General features: G+C 41.4%; 19 protein-coding genes. 13 read left to right on the top strand and 6 right to left on the bottom strand.

Annotated elements, in window-relative coordinates; translation table 11 throughout:
- Positions 1-58: 58 nt before the first annotated feature.
- The 3 genes from LX92_RS12840 to LX92_RS12830 form a co-directional block, all read right to left on the bottom strand.
- A complete protein-coding gene (locus LX92_RS12840) occupies positions 59-355 on the bottom strand; it encodes a thioredoxin family protein (RefSeq protein WP_109651210.1) in 297 nt (98 codons plus the stop codon).
- Positions 356-447: 92 nt separating this feature from the next.
- Positions 448-1,677, bottom strand: a complete 1,230-nt coding sequence (locus tag LX92_RS12835) for a metallophosphoesterase (RefSeq protein WP_109651208.1) — start codon at positions 1,675-1,677, stop codon at positions 448-450.
- Positions 1,678-1,734: 57 nt separating this feature from the next.
- A complete protein-coding gene (locus tag LX92_RS12830; RefSeq protein ID WP_109651206.1) occupies positions 1,735-2,457 on the bottom strand; it encodes a copper homeostasis protein CutC in 723 nt (240 codons plus the stop codon).
- A 42-nt stretch (positions 2,458-2,499) separates the two neighbouring features.
- On the opposite strand from LX92_RS12830, the gene LX92_RS12825 reads away from it, so the two are divergent.
- The 3 genes from LX92_RS12825 to LX92_RS12815 all read left to right on the top strand — a co-directional run bounded on the left by LX92_RS12825 (position 2,500) and on the right by LX92_RS12815 (position 6,869).
- Entirely contained in the window at positions 2,500-3,495 is a 996-nt protein-coding gene (locus LX92_RS12825) for an isoaspartyl peptidase/L-asparaginase family protein (RefSeq protein WP_109651204.1), read from the top strand.
- A 61-nt stretch (positions 3,496-3,556) separates the two neighbouring features.
- On the top strand, positions 3,557-6,391 hold the full coding sequence (gene polA / locus LX92_RS12820; protein ID WP_109651202.1) for a DNA polymerase I: 2,835 nt from the start codon (positions 3,557-3,559) through the stop codon (positions 6,389-6,391).
- 130 nt (positions 6,392-6,521) lie between these two features.
- Positions 6,522-6,869 carry a T9SS type A sorting domain-containing protein gene (locus LX92_RS12815; protein ID WP_109651200.1) on the top strand — a complete coding sequence of 116 codons (348 nt, stop codon included), beginning with the start codon at positions 6,522-6,524 and terminating at the stop codon, positions 6,867-6,869.
- Positions 6,870-6,922: 53 nt separating this feature from the next.
- On the opposite strand, the gene LX92_RS12810 is transcribed toward LX92_RS12815, so the two are convergent.
- Both LX92_RS12810 and LX92_RS12805 read right to left on the bottom strand, forming a co-directional pair.
- Positions 6,923-7,423 carry a lipocalin family protein gene (locus tag LX92_RS12810; protein ID WP_109651198.1) on the bottom strand — a complete coding sequence of 167 codons (501 nt, stop codon included), beginning with the start codon at positions 7,421-7,423 and terminating at the stop codon, positions 6,923-6,925.
- Positions 7,424-7,499: 76 nt separating this feature from the next.
- The gene (locus LX92_RS12805) at positions 7,500-10,151 is read right to left on the bottom strand and encodes a DUF5916 domain-containing protein (RefSeq protein WP_109651188.1); all 2,652 of its coding nucleotides are present in this window, start codon (positions 10,149-10,151) and stop codon (positions 7,500-7,502) included.
- Positions 10,152-10,415: 264 nt separating this feature from the next.
- Between LX92_RS12805 and rplM the strand changes: the two genes are divergently transcribed.
- The 10 genes from rplM (at position 10,416) to LX92_RS12755 (ending at position 21,263) form a co-directional block, all read left to right on the top strand.
- Complete coding sequence (gene rplM, locus LX92_RS12800; protein WP_109651331.1) at positions 10,416-10,871, top strand: 50S ribosomal protein L13; 456 nt, start codon at positions 10,416-10,418, stop codon at positions 10,869-10,871.
- Complete coding sequence (gene rpsI / locus LX92_RS12795; protein WP_109651186.1) at positions 10,871-11,257, top strand: 30S ribosomal protein S9; 387 nt, start codon at positions 10,871-10,873, stop codon at positions 11,255-11,257. Before rplM ends, rpsI begins: the two co-directional genes overlap by 1 nt.
- 244 nt (positions 11,258-11,501) lie before the next feature.
- Entirely contained in the window at positions 11,502-12,599 is a 1,098-nt protein-coding gene (gene rpsB, locus LX92_RS12790; RefSeq protein ID WP_109651184.1) for a 30S ribosomal protein S2, read from the top strand.
- Between the two features lie 74 nt (positions 12,600-12,673).
- A complete protein-coding gene (gene tsf, locus LX92_RS12785; protein WP_109651181.1) occupies positions 12,674-13,498 on the top strand; it encodes a translation elongation factor Ts in 825 nt (274 codons plus the stop codon).
- Positions 13,499-13,652: 154 nt separating this feature from the next.
- Positions 13,653-14,360: a UMP kinase gene (pyrH, locus tag LX92_RS12780; RefSeq protein ID WP_109651179.1), complete on the top strand. Its 708-nt coding sequence runs from the start codon at positions 13,653-13,655 to the stop codon at positions 14,358-14,360.
- A gap of 42 nt (positions 14,361-14,402) precedes the next feature.
- Positions 14,403-14,960 carry a ribosome recycling factor gene (frr, locus tag LX92_RS12775; protein ID WP_109651177.1) on the top strand — a complete coding sequence of 186 codons (558 nt, stop codon included), beginning with the start codon at positions 14,403-14,405 and terminating at the stop codon, positions 14,958-14,960.
- Positions 14,961-15,104: 144 nt separating this feature from the next.
- Entirely contained in the window at positions 15,105-17,498 is a 2,394-nt protein-coding gene (locus LX92_RS12770) for an efflux RND transporter permease subunit (RefSeq protein WP_109651175.1), read from the top strand.
- A gap of 229 nt (positions 17,499-17,727) precedes the next feature.
- Positions 17,728-19,161: an asparagine--tRNA ligase gene (gene asnS / locus LX92_RS12765; protein WP_109651172.1), complete on the top strand. Its 1,434-nt coding sequence runs from the start codon at positions 17,728-17,730 to the stop codon at positions 19,159-19,161.
- 39 nt (positions 19,162-19,200) lie between these two features.
- The gene (gene rpoN / locus LX92_RS12760) at positions 19,201-20,658 is read left to right on the top strand and encodes an RNA polymerase factor sigma-54 (RefSeq protein ID WP_109651170.1); all 1,458 of its coding nucleotides are present in this window, start codon (positions 19,201-19,203) and stop codon (positions 20,656-20,658) included.
- Positions 20,658-21,263 (top strand): hypothetical protein, encoded by a 606-nt coding sequence (locus LX92_RS12755; RefSeq protein WP_109651168.1) that lies wholly within the window; start codon positions 20,658-20,660, stop codon positions 21,261-21,263. Before rpoN ends, LX92_RS12755 begins: the two co-directional genes overlap by 1 nt.
- Before the next feature lie 647 nt (positions 21,264-21,910).
- Here the strand turns inward: LX92_RS12755 and LX92_RS12745 are convergent.
- A complete protein-coding gene (locus tag LX92_RS12745; protein ID WP_109651164.1) occupies positions 21,911-22,621 on the bottom strand; it encodes a porin family protein in 711 nt (236 codons plus the stop codon).
- Positions 22,622-22,647: the final 26 nt, after the last annotated feature.

The following is a 22,647-nucleotide window of genomic DNA, read 5'->3' as shown; positions in this document are numbered from 1 at the left end:
TAAATACAATGTCAATTGAATAGCTTGCCCACTGGGTAGGCTACCAGCAAAAAAAAGGTTAGACGTATTCGTTTAGAATACCGATAAGGGTATTGGCATCCTGCTCACCACTTTGGCGCCAGACCATTTCCCCTTTTTTATAAATCATCAAGGTAGGCAAGCCCTTTACACGAAGTGCCTGGGAAAGCTCCTTATTTTTATCCACATCGATTTTTATGACCTTCCCCTTATCACCAAGGGCGGCCGCCACATCCCTAAGTACAGGATGCATTGCGGTTGATTGTTCATTCCATTCAGCATAGAAATCCAACAATACTGGCACATGTAAATCTATCAGTTCACCAAACTTAGACATATAGAGTTGTTTCGGTTACAAATCAAATGTAAGAAAAAATGTTAAAAAACCAGTTTTTGCCGCTATTTTGTGCCCCTAGATGGCCGTTAAAATCATGTTAACGACTTTTTTCTTAAGGTAATCACCGTGATTTCAGGCCATATCCCTACCCTTCCAGGGTAACCTAAAAACCCGAATCCGCGATTGACATTAATATATTGGCCCATTTCTTCATATACGCCAGCCCAGTACTTATAACGCCACTTAATAGGGCTCCACTTGACCCAACCCGGAATTTCAATCCCAAACTGCATCCCATGGGTATGACCACTCAAAGTAAGATGGTAGTGATAGTCATCATCAATAACGACATCTTCCCAATGCGACGGGTCATGGCTCATTAGAATCTTAAAGTCATCTTTTGAAATGGTTTCGGTAGCCTTTGAAAGATCACCGGCCTTTTTAAATCCGCCCCTACCCCAATTCTCAACACCTACCAAAGCGATCTTATCCTCTCCTTTTTTCAAATACCGGCTTTCATTCAATAAAAGATCAAAACCGATTTCTCGCTGTAGAACTTTAAGGTCTTCGAGATTCTTACTTTTCAATTCCGGGGTGTCCCAATCAACATAATCCCCATAATCATGATTACCCAAAATAGAGAACTTGCCTTCCTTTGCCTCCAACCGTGCAAAGGTATCTTTCCAAGGCTCCATCTCTTCAGCCTTATTATTCACCATATCCCCTGTAAACAAAATAACATCACTTTTTTGTTTATTAATTAGGTCAATGGCATATTCTATTTTTTTCCGATTGTCAAAACTACCACTGTGTACATCGGAAATCTGTGTAATCTGATAGCCATCGAAGGCATCGGGCAGATCGTCAAATTCCAATTGGTATTTCAGCACTTGAAAATTATACTTGCCACGATACATACCGTAAAGCAATGCCCCAAAAGGCAAGGCGGCTATCCCCATGGCAATCATACTCAAAAATCTTCTGCGTTCGGGAAAAGTAAATTCCTTATGACCCCCGAAAAACTTATTGTAGGTGCCACTCAAAAAACGAAAAAGATCTTCCGAAAAAAGAAATATCACCGTAATGACATTAAAGGTAAGGATGGTCAACAAAAACCCAAAGGCATAACTCTTGGGCCGGCTCAAAACCCTTCCCGCATCATCACCCCAAGCAAATTGATAGATAAAATTCAACAGTACGACCAAAGAAATACCAATATAGGTGAAATAGACCCATGGGTATCTAGTAACCGCCCTAAGAGCCTGTAAGGCATAGAAACCAAGTGCAGTATAGAGGGCTACAAAAATTATCCAACGTAACATAATCCTATTTTTAGCAAAGTTATTTCATCTAAGGATGCCATGAACACCCTTTACGGTTTATTTAACTTCTTTCAATACTTTCCGAATAGCTTCCACATTGGAAACAAAAACACCTTGATCCTGTAAAAAAGAGGCTGCATTCATGGAAACCTTGGGAACAACCTTCAATTTGGGCTCAAAACATGTTCCTGACAAATGAACTACCTTAAATCCACTGTCCTTGAATTTATGAACATTACCCGCATTTACCCCTCCACCCGGCATTACCGCGCATGAGGCAGCTTCATCATTTAGGCGGGACAATAACGCTATCCCTTCCAAGGCGGACTTTTCCTGACCGGAAGACAGCATGTAATCGACACCCAAACCTTCCAATTGTTTCATAGTCTGCAACGGATCCAAAACCCAATCAAAGGCACGATGAAAGGTGAATTTCAAACCTTCCGACAATTCGACCAATTCCTTGGTACGCCCCACATCCAACCTAAAATCGGTATGCAATACCCCCGATACGATTCCGTCGAAACCCATTTCCACACAAAGGGCTATATTTTGCTTCATACTATTGAACTCCCCATCGGTATAACTGAAGTCCCCACTACGGGGACGAATAAGTACATGCACGGGAATACCGATGTTTTCCTTAACGCTTTTCAACAATCCATAGGAAGGTGTGATTCCACCAACCGCCAACTCGGAACACAACTCGATCCTATCCGCTCCTGCTTTTTCAGCATTCATCGCAGATTCCAACGAATTGGCACAAACTTCTACTAACATATTGCTTATATTTAACTCCCTAAAATTAAGTAACACATATAGATGAAACGAAGAAAGTTCCTGAAAAATTCAAGTACGATTACCGCCGGATTGGTTTCCGCCCCACTATTGGCTTCATGCCAAGACATCAAAAAGGTTGAACCTAAGGTAAATGACACCCCTACCGAGATAAAACCCATAGCCATTTGCACATGGAATTTTGAAAACGCCACTGCGAAAGCATGGGAGGTATTGAAGGCCGGAGGAAGTGCCTTGGATGCCGTTGAGCAAGGGGTTATGGTTGAGGAAGCTGATGAAAACAACCAAACCGTAGGTATTGGGGGGCGGCCTGACCGTAACGGAAATGTGACTTTGGATTCCTGTATCATGGACAAGGATGGAAACTGCGGCGCAGTATTGTGCATGCAGAATATCGCACACCCGGTTTCCGTCGCCAGAAAGGTCATGGAAGACACACCCCATGTAATGTTGGCTGGCAAAGGAGCTGAGCAATTCGCTTATGAAAAGGGGTTTGAAAAAGTAAACCTACTTACCGAAAAATCAAAACAAGAATGGCTGGAGTGGAAAAAAACATCGCAATACAAGCCCATCATCAACATTGAAAACCACGATACCATCGGCATGTTGGCCATTGACAGGAACGGCGACATCTCAGGAGCCTGTACCACAAGTGGCATGGCTTACAAATACGCTGGCCGTGTTGGGGATTCGCCCATAATCGGGGCAGGACTCTTCGTCGACAATGAGATAGGTGGCGCCACTGCGACCGGTGTTGGCGAGGAGGTCGTACGCACCGTGGGCAGCTTTTTGATCGTAGAATTGATGCGTCAAGGAAAATCGCCCCAAGAGGCTTGTGAGGAAGGCGTAAAACGAATCATTGCCAAAAACAAGGACAATACCGATTTTCAAATCGGCTTTATCGCCATCAACAAAAAGGGGGAAACCGGTAGTTTCTGTATTCAACCTGGGTTTACCTATCGGCAATATTCGGAAGCCGGACATATCAACCATCCTTCCGATTCATTTATTAAATCTTAAAAAATAAATAGGTACGAAAAGAAACTTCGTATTTTTAACTTCGCACAACTAATTATCTAAAATGGCCGAACAAAAACGACTTTTTTTATTGGATGCCTTCGCTTTGATATTTCGCGGGTACTATGCACTTATAAAAAACCCAAGAATAAATTCCAAAGGCATGGACACTTCTGCCATTATGGGATTCACCAATTCCCTTTTCGATGTCATCAGGCGTGAAAAACCGGACCATTTGGCCGTTTGTTTTGACAAAGGAGGCAGTGCCGAACGCACCGAAATGTTCCCTGAGTACAAAGCAAACCGTTTGGAAACCCCCGATGCCATTAAAATTGCCGTACCCTATATCCAGGAAATTTTAAAAGCCATGCATATTCCCGTAGTGGTCCAAGAGGGCTGGGAGGCTGATGATATTATTGGCACATTGGCCAAACAAGCCGAAAAGGAGGAATACAAGGTTTTTATGGTCACCCCGGATAAGGATTTTGGCCAATTGGTTTCAGAGAATATTTTTATGTACCGTCCAGCACGTATGGGTAACGGTATCGAGATTTGGGGCATCCCCGAAATACAGAAACGTTTTGGGGTCGAACGCCCCGAGCAAGTGATCGATTACTTGGGAATGATGGGTGATGCCAGTGACAACATCCCAGGCCTTCCTGGGGTCGGGGACAAGACCGCTAAAAAATTCATCAATGAATTTGGCTCGTTGGAAGGACTTCTTGCCAATACCGACAAGCTCAAAGGCAAAATGAAAGAGAAGGTCGAGGAAAATGGGGAACTCGGCCTGCTTTCAAAAAAACTGGCCACGATTTGCACTACCGTCGATGTAAAATTCGATGCCAAGGATTATGAAATGTCCGAACCGGACAATGAAAAGGTTCAAAAGATATTTGACGAGCTGGAATTTAGGCGGCTCAAAGATCAATTCGCAAAAATATTCGCTCCCGACGCTCCCCAAACAAACGAAACCAAAACTGGTTCATCTTCCACAAAAAAAGCAGCATCCGAAGCCGGTGTCGGACAGTTTTCCCTATTTGGAAACGATGGTAATGCCCCTGCGACCACCACGGAAACCACAGGCAGAAAAACAATAAAGGATGTTTCGCATGTATACCAGAGTGTCACAAGTCCTATGGCCATGAAACTCTTTATGCAGAACCTCATGAAACAACCATCAGTTTGCTTTGATACGGAAACCACAGGATTGAATCCGTTAACAGCCGAATTGGTTGGGATCGCATTTTCTTGGGAAGCAGGAAAAGGATTTTATATTCCTTTCCCGGACAACAGGGATGAGGCCCAAGAACTAATTGAGCAATTAAGACCTTTCTTCGAGGCGGAAGACATTGAGAAAATCGGACAAAACCTGAAGTACGACATCAAGGTATTGCACAAATACAATATTCAGGTCAAAGGCAAATGCTTTGACACGATGTTGGCCCACTACCTGATCAATCCCGATATGCGCCACAATATGGATGTACTCTCGGAAACCTATTTGAATTACACCCCGGTTTCAATAACCGAGCTGATTGGCAAAAAAGGCAAAAACCAATTAAGCATGCGTGATGTACCTTTGGAAAAACAAACCGAATATGCCGTTGAGGATGCCGACATCACCTTCCAATTGGCACAACATTTTAGGCCCGAGTTGGCCGATGCCAAGACCGAAGAGCTGTTCAACACTATTGAAATTCCGCTCTTGCACGTTCTGGCAGACATGGAATTGGAAGGCATCAACCTTGATAAGGAATTCTTGCACTCCCTTTCCGAGGATCTCGACAATGATATCCTGAATCTTCAAGAAAAAATATACAAGGAAGCCGATCAGGAATTCAATATCGCATCACCAAAACAATTGGGCGAAATCCTCTTTGACAAATTGAAGTTGGTCGACAAACCCAAAAAGACCAAAACCGGACAATATTCCACCGCTGAGGATGTGCTTTCGTACTTGGCCAAGGACCATGGGATTGTTCAGAATGTATTGGACTATCGTGGACTCTCAAAATTAAAGAGCACGTATATCGATGCCCTGCCAGAGCAGATTGAACCTTCAACCGGAAGGGTACACACCGATTATATGCAAACGGTCGCTGCCACAGGTCGATTGAGCAGCAACAACCCGAACCTACAGAACATCCCTATTCGAACAGAACGCGGGCGTCAAGTACGTAAAGCCTTTGTGCCAAGGGATGAAAATTACATCTTGTTGGCTGCGGATTATTCCCAAATCGAATTGCGGATTATTGCCGCCTTAAGCAACGAGACTACCATGATCGAGGCATTTAAGAACGGTGAGGACATTCACGCCTCCACGGCTTCCAAAGTTTTCAATGTTCCTTTGGAAGAAGTGACCCGAGAACAACGTAGCAATGCCAAAACCGTGAATTTCGGGATTATCTATGGAGTATCGGCATTTGGACTAAGCAACCAAACCGACCTATCCCGTACCGAGGCCAAGGAATTGATAGAAACCTATTATAAAACCTATCCCAAACTACGAAATTACATCAGTGAACAGATTGATTTTGCCCGTGATAATGGATACGTACAGACCGTTTTGGGCAGACGTAGGTATTTAAAAGACATCAATGGCAGTAATGCCATCGTCCGAGGAGCCGCGGAACGGAATGCCGTAAACGCCCCCATTCAAGGAAGTGCCGCGGATATCATCAAAATCGCAATGATCAACATCCATAGAAAACTTGGGGAAGGCAATTACAAATCCAAAATGCTTTTACAGGTGCATGATGAATTGGTTTTTGATGTATACAAACCCGAATTGGAAGCGTTACAGACCATGATCAAATCGGAAATGGAAAACGCCTATGAGCTTGCCGTTCCCTTGGATGTAGACTTGGGTATTGGGCAAAATTGGCTTGAGGCTCATTGATAAACCCAATGAAAGAAAACACCCTTAAACCCAACACTTTCATTTTTAACCTTTTATTAGCAGAACGGTAACACTAAACATTCCATATTCCACGTTATTGACAAAGAGGTAATCCAAATACCTAAGGAAGATGAAAAGGATGGTATTGATGTGTATGGTTGTTTTATTGTGCTCCTATGCCGGGCAAGCGCAGGACAATACCCTTTCGGGAAACCAAGCGCCCCAAAACGAAACAGTTCAAAAAATAAAGGTATTTCCCAACCCGGCAACCAATGTGATCAATATTCTTGGGTTAAAAAACAGCCTTAGGGCCGATATCGTTATTTCAGACATCTACGGAAACACCCTTCTAAAGTATCAGTGGCAAATAAAGACCAATGCCTTGAACATTCCCGTTGCATCATTGAATGCAGGTATCTATATGGTAACCATTATTTCCCAAGAACAAAAAGTACAGACAAAATTTTATAAAAAATAAAAAAGCCCTGACTGATAGTCGGGGCTCCTTTTCAAACTTCAAATATCTTATCCTTACCTTCTAACAAAAATCAATTCACCACCTTCATTGAAATTGGGAATATCAAGGTCGGAAGCATCGATAACCATGGTATCCCCATCGATTTCCACATCTACGTTGACCGTTTCCCCCTCGCCATCGACGATTGTCAGGACAGCTCCATCAAACGTATAGGTACTCGTTTCAATATCACTTTCAGTGGGACAGGGAATATCCAACCCAGTACCCGCTGAATTCACATTGATCTCAATATAGTTCGAAGAATTATGTGCTGTAACAGTCAAATCGCTCTTAAATGTAAAAGCCAGAATATAACAGTCTTTTGCTGTTAAAAAGTTAAGTATATCCCTTGCGTTTTTTGCATCATCGCTTGCTGTTTCGCTATCTATCATTAACCCCGTGGCATCCCAAGTCCCAACGATCGAAGTGGCATCCAGCACATCATCCTCCTTGTCCGAAGAACAGGATAACGCCGTAAACACAAGTAATACAAAGAAAAATTTATAATGTTTCATCTCTTATTTCGAATTGATTTTCAACAAACCCTAAACGCAAAAATAGATGTTCTATTATATTTCTTGCCAATACACCCTATAAAATAAAACGATAAGTAGCCTTTATCAAGAAGATATTCTGTGGTTTCTCGTTATTGAAAACATTATCCTGAAGGTCCTGGAAAAGCATTTCCCGGGGATTTCCCGTTTGTGATAAATCCTGCGACCAGACCAGGAAAATTTCCGATCCAGGGGTGTATTCCCAACGAAGTACCAAGTTGGAACGGAACTGTACAAAAGAGAAATCAGGGTTATCAAAACTAAAATCGGAAACCCCATCCAAATCATCATCAACTGCATATACATCATCGGAAAGTGTAATCTGATTATCCAAAAACGGGGAAATACGATTTTTGAAATCCTTGGCCAAAGGATCGGTCACTTCCTTAAAGTCGCTATATCTTCCGCGAGAGATAAAGGGTTGCCCCCAATACTGAATGGTAAGATTTGGGTTTATGGTATAATTAAGACGGAACGACATGCTCAAGGTCCTTTGGTCCACTGTACCATTTAAATATCGGGTTTCACCATTCACATCCAAATTATCGATGTACTGTAATTTGTTTTTATTGATGCCGTATTCGGGCGATGCGGAAATCCGCAACGAATTAAAGGGCTGATAAACGATACCGAATTCCGCATAATAGGAACTAAAGGAATTGTCGGCAGCTTTACTTCCATTATGGAAAAAATCAAATCTCAATTTTTTTCGCCCATCCATTTCAATACCATTCCAAAAGGACAATTGGGGGGATTCCCTCAGTCGGGGTCCACCACGTAAGGCAAAATTCGAGTAGGAAATGGGCTCATAGTTGAATCCAAGATTGCTGAACCAATTGTTTTTCCAGTTTTGCCATGAATTGGTATTGAACATCAGGCTGTTAAAATTTCCTCCAAAATCCCAAACACTCCAATGATTATAATTAACACCCACCTTCCGAAAGGTGTTATCGGGCTTCAAGGTCTGATAGCCTACCCAGGTATAATGTCGAATATCATCGGAACGTCTTTGAAACCCTATATCATTCAACTCGAGTTCCGGTGAACGCCAAGTCGCCCCGGTCTCAAATTTCCAATGTCCATTCCCGATTTTTCCAAGTTGTAGGTTCCCTCCAGTTCCCGATAGTGATGTTCTAGTCGAATCTACCCCAACATGGTCTGCACCAACCCTCTGAAATAAATGGGCGATGGATTCCTGTGTGTTTTGGATTGCCTGGGTACTGCCCTGTACATGACTCCAAATAACATCACCCCCTACATACCAATCACGATCATTCCACTGATGCTTAAAATCAAAACCGCCTGTGAATGCCGATTTATGCAAAAAATCAAGATCGGATGTCAATCGTTCCCTATTGGTTGCCGTGAATATGCCACCAATGTAACTATTCCGATTGTTGAAGTCTTTTTGCAAACGACCTACAAAATAATTGGTCAGGGGCTCAACCACCTCTTTTCTACGGGTCCCATTGTCATCTATCGTCGCTTGTTTTCTTGCCGTAACACTCTCTAAAACACCAATAGACCATCCATTCTTGGTCTTACCACTAAACTTTACCGCCCCCAAAATATTTGTGTTTTCGGGTTGATCAACAAATTCATTGTCAGACACCTCTGGGTTTCCTTGGGGACTGCGTCCGATACGCCGCGAATAGAAAACGTTGTCCGAACTAAAGGTATTGCCGGCTTGGGAGGAAGACACACTATAGTCAAAAATGTTCTTGTTCTCCACAAAGAACGGGCGTTGTTCCTCAAAGAAAATCTGAAAACCGTCCAAGGCTATGGCAGAAGGATCTGCCTCTACCTGGCCAAAATCAGGATTAATGGTCAAGTCCATTGTCAAATCATTGGTGATCCCGATTTTCGCATCAAGACCAACAGCCAAATGACCATCGTTTCCATCAAGAAAGGGATTACCTTCCTCGGCCTCATACGTTTTTAAACTACCTACCGTGTACGGCTGTATTTCCAATTGCTTTTGGGGCTCCAAATCCATTAACCCATGCAACTCACCGAATTCACTCACAAAACCACCCGTATCAGGTGGCAGTCGCTGCCAAACCGAACGTTCCTCCTCCCTAAAATGCCTCCGCATCACCTCAAAACCCCAAACCTGTTCCTTGGATTTTCCGAATTTCAACTGACTTAACGGAATCTTCATTTCCGCATTCCAACCATCCGCATCAACACTGGTTTTGGTATACCAAATCGGATTCCAACTATCATCCTCATTTCCCCCGTTATTGGATTCAAAAACATCCCCTTTTACCCCAGCGGCGGAAACGATAAAACCAAAGGCTGTCCGTTTATCATAATAGCTGTCGATAAAAATGCCTACCCAATCCCCATCGAAACCATCACGACGCGAAAGACGTTTAACTATTTTTTTCGGTTCATTATCCAGACATTGTATGCCTACATATATAAACTTTTGATCATAGGTGATCTTAAATCGGGTCTGATTGCTCGGGGTAGTATTTTCATCTGGGCGAGACTCAACGAAACTATCTTCCCAAGGCACATTTTTCCATGATTCATCATTCAGCTTCCCATCGATCAGTGGCGGTTTTACATCTTTTAAAGCTTTCGTGGTATAAATCCTTTTCGGAATAACGACTGTTGAATCCTGGGCAAGTGAAATCGCTTGTACAATAAAAATTGAACAAAACAATAGAAGGCTGGTCTTCATCTAATGATTATTAATTAATTGATTGATGTTGTACTAAAGACGACAGCAATAAAAGAAAGTTACAGTTGAACCGGAAAACACCCATTTTTTAATGGATTTCGGGTGTTCGTACCCTTCTAGGAACAAAAAAAACAGAAGTAGTTATCAAACTCTTTTATAAATCAAAAAAATATTACGATTTTTGCATTTGTATTTCTGCATATTAATTGTACATTTGCACCCCGTTTATCGGGATTGAAGTATTTAATCAATAAAAATATTAGTGTGGACACATTAAGCTACAAGACTATTTCTGCCAATAGAGCTACTGTTAACAAACAGTGGTTATTGGTTGATGCTGAAGGAGAGACATTAGGACGTCTAGCTTCTAAAGTTGCCAAATTACTTAGAGGCAAACATAAACCTAATTTCACTCCCCATGTTGATTGTGGAGACAACGTTGTTATCATCAATGCTGAAAAAATTACCCTAACGGGAAATAAATGGGACAGCAAAACGTACAGTCGCTACACAGGTTACCCAGGAGGCCAACGCACTACAAGTGTGAAACAGATGTTGGAGAAAAATCCAGAAAGAATCGTTGAAAAAGCCATCAAAGGAATGCTTCCTAAAAATAGGTTAGGTGCAGATCTTTTCAGAAACCTTAAGGTTTATGTAGGTGCAAACCACGATCAAGTAGCCCAAAAACCAACTGTAATAAATTTAAACGACCTTAAATAATGGAAGTAATTCACAAAATAGGGAGAAGAAAAACGGCTGTTGCTCGAGTTTACCTTTCAGAAGGTAAAGGAGATATAACCGTTAACAACAGGGATGTGACCAACTATTTCCCTACAGCGACCCTTCAATATAAAGTGAAGCAAGCATTTGCATTGACCAACACGGAGGATAACTACGATGTTAAGGTTAATGTTTATGGTGGTGGTATAACTGGGCAGGCAGAAGCCATCCGTTTAGCACTTTCAAGAGCTTTATGCGAAATCGATGAGGAAAACAGGGGTGCCCTTAAGCCAGAAGGTTTATTGACCAGGGATCCGAGAATGGTTGAACGTAAGAAATTCGGTCAGAAGAAAGCCCGTAAGAAGTTCCAATTCTCCAAACGTTAATATCAAAATTTTCAGGTGCTCTTTTCGAAGGGCACCTTTATTATATTTTCTAACTAGTTCATTGAAAGTCCCTCTTTTGGGTCAATTAAAAAATCCCGATTTCCATTTCCAATGGAAGTTTACGATGTAAAAACCATATCGTTATCGGGTAAATTAGTTTAGCATCTAAATGCTGGAGGCTTTGCACTATTTCGCAATACCACTCCAACATTGCTAATTCAAAAGAACGTAAACTAAATTTAAAATGGCGAAAGTCGAAGTAAAAGAATTATTGGAAGCAGGTGTGCATTTTGGCCACCTAACAAGAAAATGGAATCCTAACATGGCGCCCTACATCTACATGGAGCGTAACGGAATCCACGTCATCAACCTTTACAAAACAGTAGCAAAATTGGATGAGGCCAACGAGGCCCTTAAGAAAATTGCTGCATCTGGCAGAAAAATACTTTTCGTTGCCACAAAAAAACAAGCAAAGGACATCGTTGCAGATAAAGTAGCCAAGGTAAACATGCCTTACATTACTGAAAGATGGCCTGGAGGAATGTTGACCAACTTTGTAACCATTCGTAAAGCCGTTAAGAAAATGGCTTCCATTGACAGAATGAAGAAAGATGGCACATTCAACACACTTTCCAAAAAAGAACGTTTACAAGTTGATCGTTTAAGGGCTAAATTAGAAAAGAACTTAGGTTCCATTTCCGAAATGACCCGTCTTCCTGGTGCTCTTTTCATCGTAGACACCATGAGAGAACACATCGCAGTTAAGGAAGCCCTTAAATTGAATATTCCAATTTTCGCCATGGTAGACACCAATTGCGACCCTAGGGATATCGATTATATTATTCCTTCCAATGACGATGCATCAAAATCCATTGATATCATCATGGGTCAGGTTACCGATGCTGTTGCCGAAGGTTTATCCGAGCGTAAAGCCGAGAAACAAAGCGAAGCACCAAAAGCCAAAAAAGAAGAAAAATCAACACCCGCCCCTACACCAGCACCTGCACCTGCAGTAGTTGAGGAAAAAGTAGCTGAGGAAAAAGTAGTCGAAGCGCCTAAAGCGGAAGCTGCCGAACCAACAACCGTTGAAGCCGATGACCTTACCAAAGTAGAGGGAATAGGCCCTAAAGCTGCCGAAGCCATTGTTAAGTCAGGCATTAAAACCTATGCGCAATTAGCAGAGGCCAACGCCGATAACATCAAGGAAATCTTGACAGAAGCAAGCTCTAGAATGGCACATTTAGACCCAACGTCATGGCCTAAACAAGCCAAGATGGCTGCTGAAGGCAAATGGGACGAACTTAAAGAATGGCAAGACAACACCAAAGGTGGTGTTGAATAGTTTTTCGTTCAGAAGACATTAAAACAAATAACAACATTGTCATAAACCTATGACAGAATTAAATAACAAATAAGATGGCTAAAATTACCGCCGCGGAAGTAAATAAATTAAGAAAGACCACTGGAGCAGGGATGATGGACTGCAAAAATGCATTGGTTGAATCTGAAGGGGATTTTGAAAAAGCAATTGAGATCCTTCGTAAAAAAGGTCAGAAAGTTGCTGCTAAAAGAGCCGACAGGGAATCCTCTGAAGGAGCTGCCATAGCTAAGGTAAATGCAGATAACACTACCGGTGTTATCATTTCATTGAACTGTGAAACAGATTTCGTTGCGAAAAACGAAAGTTTCGTAAGCTTGGCAAACGACTTAGCCACTTTGGCATTGGATTGTGACACTAAAGAAGATTTTCTTGCTGCAGATTTCAACGGTATGAGTGTTCAGGACAAACTTACTGAACAAACCGGTGTTATCGGTGAGAAAATTGAAATTGGAGGTTTCGCCAAATTAAGCGCGCCTTTCGTTGGATCCTATATTCATGCTGGTAACAAAATCGCTACCTTATCGGGTCTTTCCGCTGCTGTAGATGGCGCTGATGTTGTTGCAAAGGATGTAGCGATGCAAGCCGCAGCAATGAACCCGGTTGCCTTGAATGAAGATGGTGTTGACCAAACCGTAATTGATAAGGAAATCGAAATCGCAAAAGACCAATTGCGTCAAGAAGGTAAACCAGAAGCTATGTTGGACAACATCGCCAAAGGAAAACTTAAACGATTCTTTAAAGACAACACCTTGGTGAACCAAGCTTTCATCAAAGACAGCAAACAAAGTGTTGCCGAATACGTAAAATCAGTAGACGCTAATTTAAGCGTCACAGGATTTAAAAGGGTTGCTTTGGGTTAAACAAGGCTTTCCAAAAATAATAAACCACCATATATTCTTATGGTGGTTTTTTTTTGCCAAATCCCAAGGAAACAAACCTATCCCCGTATGCTTGTAAAAATGGCAAGGCGCGATAAGTTTTTTTGACTATTTTTGTTAAAAATATACACTAGGCATGCAATACAAAAGAATACTTTTAAAACTAAGCGGCGAAGCCTTAATGGGCGAGAAACAATATGGTATCGACCCTAAAAGACTTGCTGAATATGCTGCGGAAATAAAGGAAGTGGTAGAAAAAGGCATGCAAGTGGCCGTAGTTATCGGTGGTGGCAATATATTTCGGGGATTGGCCGGTGCCAGTAATGGCATGGACCGCGTTCAAGGAGACCACATGGGTATGCTCGCAACCGTGATCAATGGCTTGGCGCTTCAAAGCGCACTTGAAATCGCAGGAGTGGAAACCCGCCTACAATCCGCCATAAAAATCAATGAGGTGGCCGAACCTTTTATTCGTAGACGTGCTATGAGACATTTGGAAAAAGGCAGGGTAGTGATTTTTGGTGGAGGAACCGGAAACCCCTATTTTACAACAGATTCCGCTGCAGTATTACGGGCTATTGAAATAGAGGCCGATGTTATCCTAAAAGGGACAAGGGTTGATGGCATTTATACTTCCGATCCTGAAAAAAACAAAGACGCCACAAAATTCGACACCATATCCTTTAATGACGTACTCAGTAAAGGATTGAAAGTTATGGATACGACCGCATTTACTTTAAGTCAGGAAAACGAACTCCCTATCATCGTTTTCGATATGAACAAAAAAGGGAACCTTTTAAGGGTACTCGATGGTGAAAATGTAGGCACAAAAGTAAATTTATAGTTTGGAACGCTTTGTGCTAATTTGATTATTAAATTTAAGATTATGAACGAAGAGATTACATTTATTTTAGATACTGCAAAAGAAAGCATGGATGCAGCCATCATTCATCTTCAAAAAGAGTTTATTAAAATCCGTGCCGGTAAAGCAAACCCTTCAATGTTATCTTCCGTAATGGTTGATTATTATGGATCCCAAACCCCATTATCGCAGGTAGCCAATATAAATACACCAGACGGTAGGACACTATCCGTACAACCTTGGGAAAAGGCCATGCTTCATGAAATAGAAAAAGCCATCATGAATGCAAATCTTGGGTTCAACCCCATGAACAACGGTGATATGGTCATCATCAATGTGCCGCCATTGACCGAAGAGCGCAGGATCCAATTGGCAAAACAAGCCAAGGCTGCAGGTGAACACGCAAAAGTGGGTGTACGAAATGCCAGGCAAGAAGCCAATAAGGAAATACGTGATTTAGAGGATGTCTCCGAAGACCTTCAGAAAAATGCAGAAGCGGATATCCAAGCGTTAACCGACAAATACATTAAAAAAATCGATGCTTTCCTATCCGTAAAGGAAGAGGAAATAATGAAAGTATAACACAGTTCATAAAGTATTGGAATCATAGAAAAGGCGACCCATGGGTCGCCTTTTTGACAAACGCTACCTTGAAATTTTATTTCATAGCTCCAATTTAGGAAGACAACCAAGCATTCTTTACCTTTGCGCTCGTAAAAATCCCAGATGGTAGCTAAATTAACACAAGGCTTTTGGGCACGGATCGCCCGGATTATTTTAAGGAATCGTATTTTAATCCTGTTTTTGGTCGCCGCCCTAACATTCTTTTTGGCCATGCAGTGGGGAAATATGCGCTTCAGCAATTCCCAAGCCAATCTATTACCTGATGATCATCCGGTAAATATCGAATACAATAAATTTTTACACCAATTTGGCGAAGAGGGCAATGCCGTGGTATTCGCCGTAAACGATAGTGCACTTTATACCCCAAAGAATTTCAATCGATGGAATAAATTGAGCAAACAACTTGGGGCATTCCCTGAGGTTGATTTTGTACTTTCCACAGATAACCTCCAAGAACTTGTCAAAGACCAAGAAAATCAAAAATTCATCTTTGAACCCCTCATAAAAAAAGAAATCAAGACACAAGAGGATGTTGATACCCTAATAAACCATCTTTTTAACGACCTCCCTTTTTATGACAATTTATTGTTCAATAAAGAGAGTAGGACGATTCGAACCGTCATGTATTTGGACAAGGATATTGTGAACACCTCGGTAAGAAAGGATTTCATCCTGGAAGACCTCACCCATCTCATTGACAATTTCGAGGAAGAGACCGGTTTGGATGTAAGGGTATCGGGTATGCCCTATATCAGGACAATGAATTCACAGAACATAATCGACGAAATAGGCAAGTTCATTCTTGCAGCCCTTGGTGTAACTTCGTTGATATTCTTTTTCTTCTTTAGGAGTTTCCGTGCCACGATTATCTCAATGTTCGTTGTAATCATTGGGGTGATGTGGGCCTTTGGTGTTTTAGGTCTACTACAGTACGAAATAACCGTATTGACGGCATTGATCCCCCCATTGATCATCGTCATAGGAATCCCCAACTGTATTTTCCTAATCAACAAATACCAACAAGAGGTCAAAAAACACGGGAATCAGGCACTCTCCCTACAACGGGTAATCTCAAAAATAGGGAACGCCACTTTAATGACGAACATAACCACGGCCTCAGGTTTTGCGACCTTCATCATAACCGACAGTAAATTATTGAAAGAATTCGGTATTGTCGCTTCCATAAATATTCTTGGCATATTCGTTTTGTCACTTCTGATCATACCCATTGTCTATAGTTTTATGCCTTTGCCCAAAACAAAGCACTTAAAACACCTTAACAAAAAATGGATTGATGCTTTTGTGAATCGCATGGAGCATATCGTACGTGAAAAACGCATTACCGTATACATTACCTCCATTGTACTATTGGTCGTGAGTATCATAGGCATCTATCAAATAGAAATTTCGGGTAGCCCAATCGAAGATATGCCGAAGAAGGCGCAATTTTTCAAGGACATCCGATTTTTTGAAAAAGAATTCGACGGTATCATGCCTGTTGAAATTGTTGTGGACACCAAAAGACCAAAAGGGGTACTTAAGCCCGCCACACTCAAAAGAATGGATGAACTCAGTACTGTAATCGATGAAATCCCAGAGTTGTCCAAGCCGGTTTCTGTCGTGAATTTGGTCAAATATTCGAAACAAGCTTTTTACAATGGCATTCCCAAGTACTACCAACTTCCCACAACGCAGGAAAACAGTTTTATAATGGATGTGGCCCGAAAGTCCTCGAACGACGGCAATTTATTGAAAAGTTTTGTCGACAGTACGGGTCAAACAGCAAGAATAACGACGTTTATGAAGGATGTGAAGACCGAGCGCATGGAAGATATCGAAGCCCGGTTATTGGAGAATGTCGCCAAGATATTCCCTGCTGAACGATACACGGTTTATTTGACTGGAAGCGCTTTGTTGTTTTTGAAAGGCACAAAATACCTGGTTAAGAACCTGGTTCTTTCCTTGGCCTTTGCCATCTTTCTCATCGCCTTGTTCATGGCCTTTCTTTTCCGATCCTTTAAAATGATCGTCATATCATTGATCCCCAATCTATTGCCCCTCGTAATAACGGCGGGAGTTATGGGATTTGTGGGCGTACCCATAAAACCTTCCACCATTTTGGTATTTAGCATTGCCTTTGGGATATCGGTCGATGACACCATACACTTTCTTGCCAAATACCGTCAGGAACTGGCAACACATCAATGGCAAATTAAAAAATCGGTCTATGCCGCCTTACGGGAAACCGGGGTCAGTATGTTCTATACATCAATTGTCCTCTTTTTCGGATTCTCTGTGTTTGTCATCTCCAACTTTGGAGGAACTGTAGCCTTGGGAGCATTGGTTTCGGCCACCCTCCTGTTCGCAATGATGGCCAACTTAATCCTACTTCCTTCACTATTACTCTCATTAGAACGAAGTATTGCGAATAAGCAAGTCTTAAAGAAGCCACAGATAGACATTCTTCCCATAGAAGAAGACAACACCAAGGAATAGCAGTAGTTGGAACAAAACTTTCCACTGATTTTTGGTGAATTAATTCCCCTACTGTCCTTTAAACAAGCTATGCCTTGATGCATATACCCACCATCGACCCCAAAGTGATTGCCTAAAACAAGGCATCCCTTACAATAATACTCTTAACTCGGTTTTTTATACATTTTAGAACTCGCTTCTTTTTGTGCAAAAGGCTATATTTGAACTTTTAATTTTTATTTGACTTAAAATGAAATCTTCAAATGTAAAAGAACTGCTTTCTATGGCTCCAAAGCTTCAGGAAGTAACGGTAAATGGCTGGGTCAGAACCTTTAGAAGCAATAGGTTTATCGCCCTCAATGACGGATCAACAATAAACAACATCCAATGCGTTGTTGACTTTGAAAAACTTGAGGATGGCGTTTTAAAAAAAATCAATACCGGTTCCGCTTTGAAGATAAGTGGCACATTGGTCGAAAGTCAAGGTAGGGGCCAGAATGTTGAAATCCAAGTAAGCAATATATTCGTCCATGGCGATGCCGATCCGGAAACCTACCCTATTCAACCCAAAAAACACTCTTTGGAATTCCTAAGGGAAAAGGCCCATCTCCGTATACGGACCAATACGTTTTCCGCGGTAATGCGTGTACGTTCAGCATTGGCCTTTGCCATACATCAGTATTTTAGACAGAATGATTTCCATTATTTCCATGCACCGATCATCACGGGCTCCGACGCCGAAGGTGCGGGTGAAATGTTCAAGGTAACAACATTGGACAGCAAAAATCCCCCTTTAAATGAGGAGGGTGAGGTAAATTACAAGGAAGACTTCTTTGGCAAGGAAACCAACTTAACGGTTTCGGGACAATTGGAAGCCGAGACCTATGCGATGGCGTTGGGCAAGGTATATACCTTTGGCCCTACCTTCAGGGCCGAAAACTCGAACACCTCCAGGCATTTGGCCGAATTTTGGATGATCGAACCGGAAATGGCCTTTTATGATTTGGATGCCAATATGGATTTGGCAGAAGACTTCATCAAATATGTGATCAATTATGTTCTTGAGAATTGTAATGATGATTTGCAATTTTTGGAAAAGAGGTTGCTGGATGAGGAAAAATCGAAACCCCAGGCAGAGCGCAGTGAAATGGCGTTGATTGAAAAATTGAAATTTATTTGCGAGAATAACTTTAAAAGGGTTTCCTATACAGAGGCCATAGACATCTTAAGAAACTGCAAGCCCAATAAAAAGAAAAAATTCCAATACACCATCGATGAATGGGGTGCTGACCTTCAGAGTGAACACGAACGCTATCTTGTCGAAAAACACTTTAAATGCCCTGTAATACTCTTTGATTACCCAGCGAACATTAAGGCATTTTACATGCGACTTAATGAGGATGGAAAAACAGTCAGGGCCATGGACATCCTATTTCCGGGTATTGGCGAAATTGTGGGAGGTTCCCAAAGAGAGGAACGTTTGGACGTACTCAAGGATAAAATTGCAGCGCTTGGTATTGACGAAAAGGAACTATGGTGGTATCTCGATTTGAGGAAATTCGGTTCAGCAGTACATAGCGGATTTGGCCTGGGCTTTGAACGTTTAGTCCTATTCGCAACTGGCATGGGAAATATCAGGGATGTAATTCCTTTCCCAAGAACGCCACAGAATGCGGAGTTCTAATCTGAAATTGCTAACTTTATAAGGCAACAATCAATATCAATGCTCAAACAACACTTACAGTTTAAATTATCGCAAAAGCTATCGCCCCAGCAGATTCAGTTGATGAAGTTGATACAACTGCCTACGCAGGCATTTGAACAACGCCTGAAACAGGAATTGGAAGAAAATCCGGCTTTGGAAGGTGGCAAAGAGGAAAATGACAGCATTGATGATGAATACGATGACCTATATAATAACGAGCCAGATGGCGACAGCATCAATACGGAGGATATAAATATCGATGAGTACCTCAGTGACGATGAGATTCCTGATTATCGTACAAAGGCTAATAATTATAGTGCCGATGATGACGAGAAGAGCGTGCCATATGCGGCAGGCACCTCATTCAACCAATACCTTTTGAACCAACTGAATACCGTTTACCTTAACGATGAAGAATGGAGTATTGCCGAATTTTTGGTAGGTAGTGTGGATGAAAGCGGTTATATAAGGAGACCCTTGGCCGACATTATGGATGATTTGGCTTTTACCCAAAATATTTATACTGATGAAAAAACCATTGAATCTGTGTTGAAGGTGGTTCAGGCCCTCGATCCACCCGGAGTGGCGGCACGATCTTTGGAAGAGAGTCTGATCATCCAATTAAAAAGAAAGGAACCCAATGCCAATATTGAAAGGGCCATTTTAATATTGGAAAAATCATTTGACCAGTTTACCAAAAAACACTACAAAAAATTAATTCAAAAGCATTCTATTACCGAAGACGAGCTAAAAGGGGCGATTTCTGAAATCGAAAAACTAAACCCCAAGCCAGGTGGTTCCTATGCCGGAAACAATCGCATTGTTGAACACGTAGTACCTGACTTCTCGATCAGAATCGTCGAGGGCGAATTGGAACTGACCTTAAATGGCCGGAATGCACCGGAATTACATGTTTCCAAAGAATATAACAACATGCTTAAGGGCTTTAAGGACTCCAAGGAGAAGTCTAAATCCCAAAAGGACACCGTTATGTTCATTAAACAAAAATTAGATTCTGCGAAATGGTTTATCGATGCCATAAAGCAAAGACAACAAACGTTATTGATAACGATGAGCGCCATTATGGAATATCAAAAAGAATATTTCCTGACCGGGGATGAACGCAATTTAAGGCCTATGATCCTTAAAGACATCGCCGACGAAATCCAGATGGACGTTTCTACGGTTTCAAGGGTCGCCAATAGCAAATATGTTGATACCCCCTACGGCACCAAATTAATCAAGGAGTATTTCTCAGAGTCGATGAAAAATGAACAAGGCGAGGATGTTTCGACCAAGGAAATCAAAAAAATACTGGAAACGGTGATAACCGAAGAGGTTAAGAAAAAGCCACTGACCGATGACAAGCTGGCGGCGATATTAAAAGAAAAAGGTTATCCCATAGCACGTAGGACGGTAGCCAAATATCGCGAACAATTGGGCATACCCGTGGCAAGATTGCGTAAACAGATCTAATGAGGACTTTTCAAAAGGCAATTTCCTATATTTTCCACCCACTTTTTACACCTATTTCCGGGACCTTTGCCTATTTCCTCATCACCCCTAAATACAGCCCCCTAGAACTACAAAGTGGCAATATATTACCCATTTTCATCTTAACAGTCATCATACCCATTATCACCTTTTTGATATTAAAGAATATAGGCTATGTACACTCAGTCCAGTTGCCCACTATCAAAGAGCGCAAATACCCTTTATTCATAAACCTGGTACTTTTACTCATGATCGTACTCAAGGTTATCCCCAATAATTATGTCATTGAACTGTATTTCTTTTTTGTGGGTCTTGTTGGTGCCACTTTCGCCACTATTGTTCTTTTGTTTTTTAAAATAAAAAGCAGCATGCATCTATTGGGCATGGGTAGTTTGTTGATGTTCTTGATAAATCTTAGCATCCATTTTGAAATCAACATCACCATTGCAATAAGCTTTCTAATTCTTGCTATTGGCCTGGTAGCCACTTCCAGATTATATTTTAAAGCACATAACAAAATTGAATTGTTGATTGGACTTTGCCTTGGCCTAATTTCACAATTACTGACGGTTAAATACTGGCTGTAAGACTCTACAAAAGCCGCATACACCCACTGTTGGCCATTTTCAAACCTATCCTTGGACTTTAGCAATCACCTACTCCGGAGTTATCACCCTCAGACACCCTTTAAGATACAATCCTGAATGCCCCTAGACAGTCCAAGAAAGTAGCTGGGATGGCATTCCTGATTTTTCAGTCATCTTACCCGAAAAATATATATCGACGCATCCCAAAGTCCCGCCTCTCTGTTGTGGTAGTGTTTTTAAACCCCTATCCCTTCATCCCAATGCATTTTACGGCGGTCAATCAGTTTATTTTCCCAATCATAAGATGTAGTGGCCCTAATAGATTTCCAAGCCTTAAAACGCTTGTATATTATTCTTACCATACATTTGACCATATAGATCGTATTCACTTCCCCTACCCCTGACCTATTCCTTCCATGGATTAAAAGGCAATATCCCATATTAGACCATTTCGAATACCGTAACCTATCACCATATTCCCATACAGTTGTAGTCCAATCGAAATGGATTCAATCCACCGAAACTTATATTTGATTAGGGTATTCCGAAACCCTGTATGAAGAACATTAGTCACAAGAAATCCTTATGGTCGTTTAAATACACGCGAAAAACATGTTTGACAATCAAACTATACCAAATGGATCCAATTACAGAATATAGAAAATAAACCCAATGCGTAGCGGCTTTAAATTTATGGACTCCGTACCTATCGTAGGGCCATCCTCAAAAAGATTACTTAGGGAGTAATAGATATGCGCATTGAAGGTATTGTACCCAATGTTAAGCATAATTCCATATTGAAACTTAGCAATATCCGGATTAGCAAATGAAGTTTTATCCACATCTGTAACCAGTTTAGAGCGGGCAGCAAAAATATAACCGAATTTCATACCCGCATAGATCCTGGTAAACTTATACTCCTCAAGTGTGGAATTCCTCCATCTTAGCTCAAGCGGTAATTCAAGTACATGGGTTTCCAACTTGTTGCGATCCACTTGAATGGTTTCATCGTCGATAACAATTTCATCGTCATCAATTAGGCTATAATCAATTCCTTCCGAAGTTTTGGAGGCCCAAAGATTGGAATAATATGAATTAACGGCATACCCAAGTCCAATACCGATAGCAAAGGTTCTGCTGGAATTGATGGGAATATCCTTTATAATACCCCCCTGTAAACCATAAGAAAGGTTTCTTTGGGTAAAGTCGGCAGGTTTGTCCCGAAAAAAATTATAGGTAATGCCCAAATAAAATTGATCTTCAAGATACCTTGAGTCCAAGGTTTCGAATTCCTGGTTATCTTGGGCGTACAATCCCACTGTACAGCATAAAAATAAACCAAGAATCAATTGTTTCATTACCAATATAATTAAAGTTCAAGACA

Source organism: Maribacter polysiphoniae (genome assembly GCF_003148665.1).
Classification (GTDB): domain Bacteria; phylum Bacteroidota; class Bacteroidia; order Flavobacteriales; family Flavobacteriaceae; genus Maribacter_A; species Maribacter_A polysiphoniae.
The sequence above is the reverse complement of the archived record's forward strand: the minus strand, read 5'-3'. Positions and strand labels throughout refer to the sequence as shown.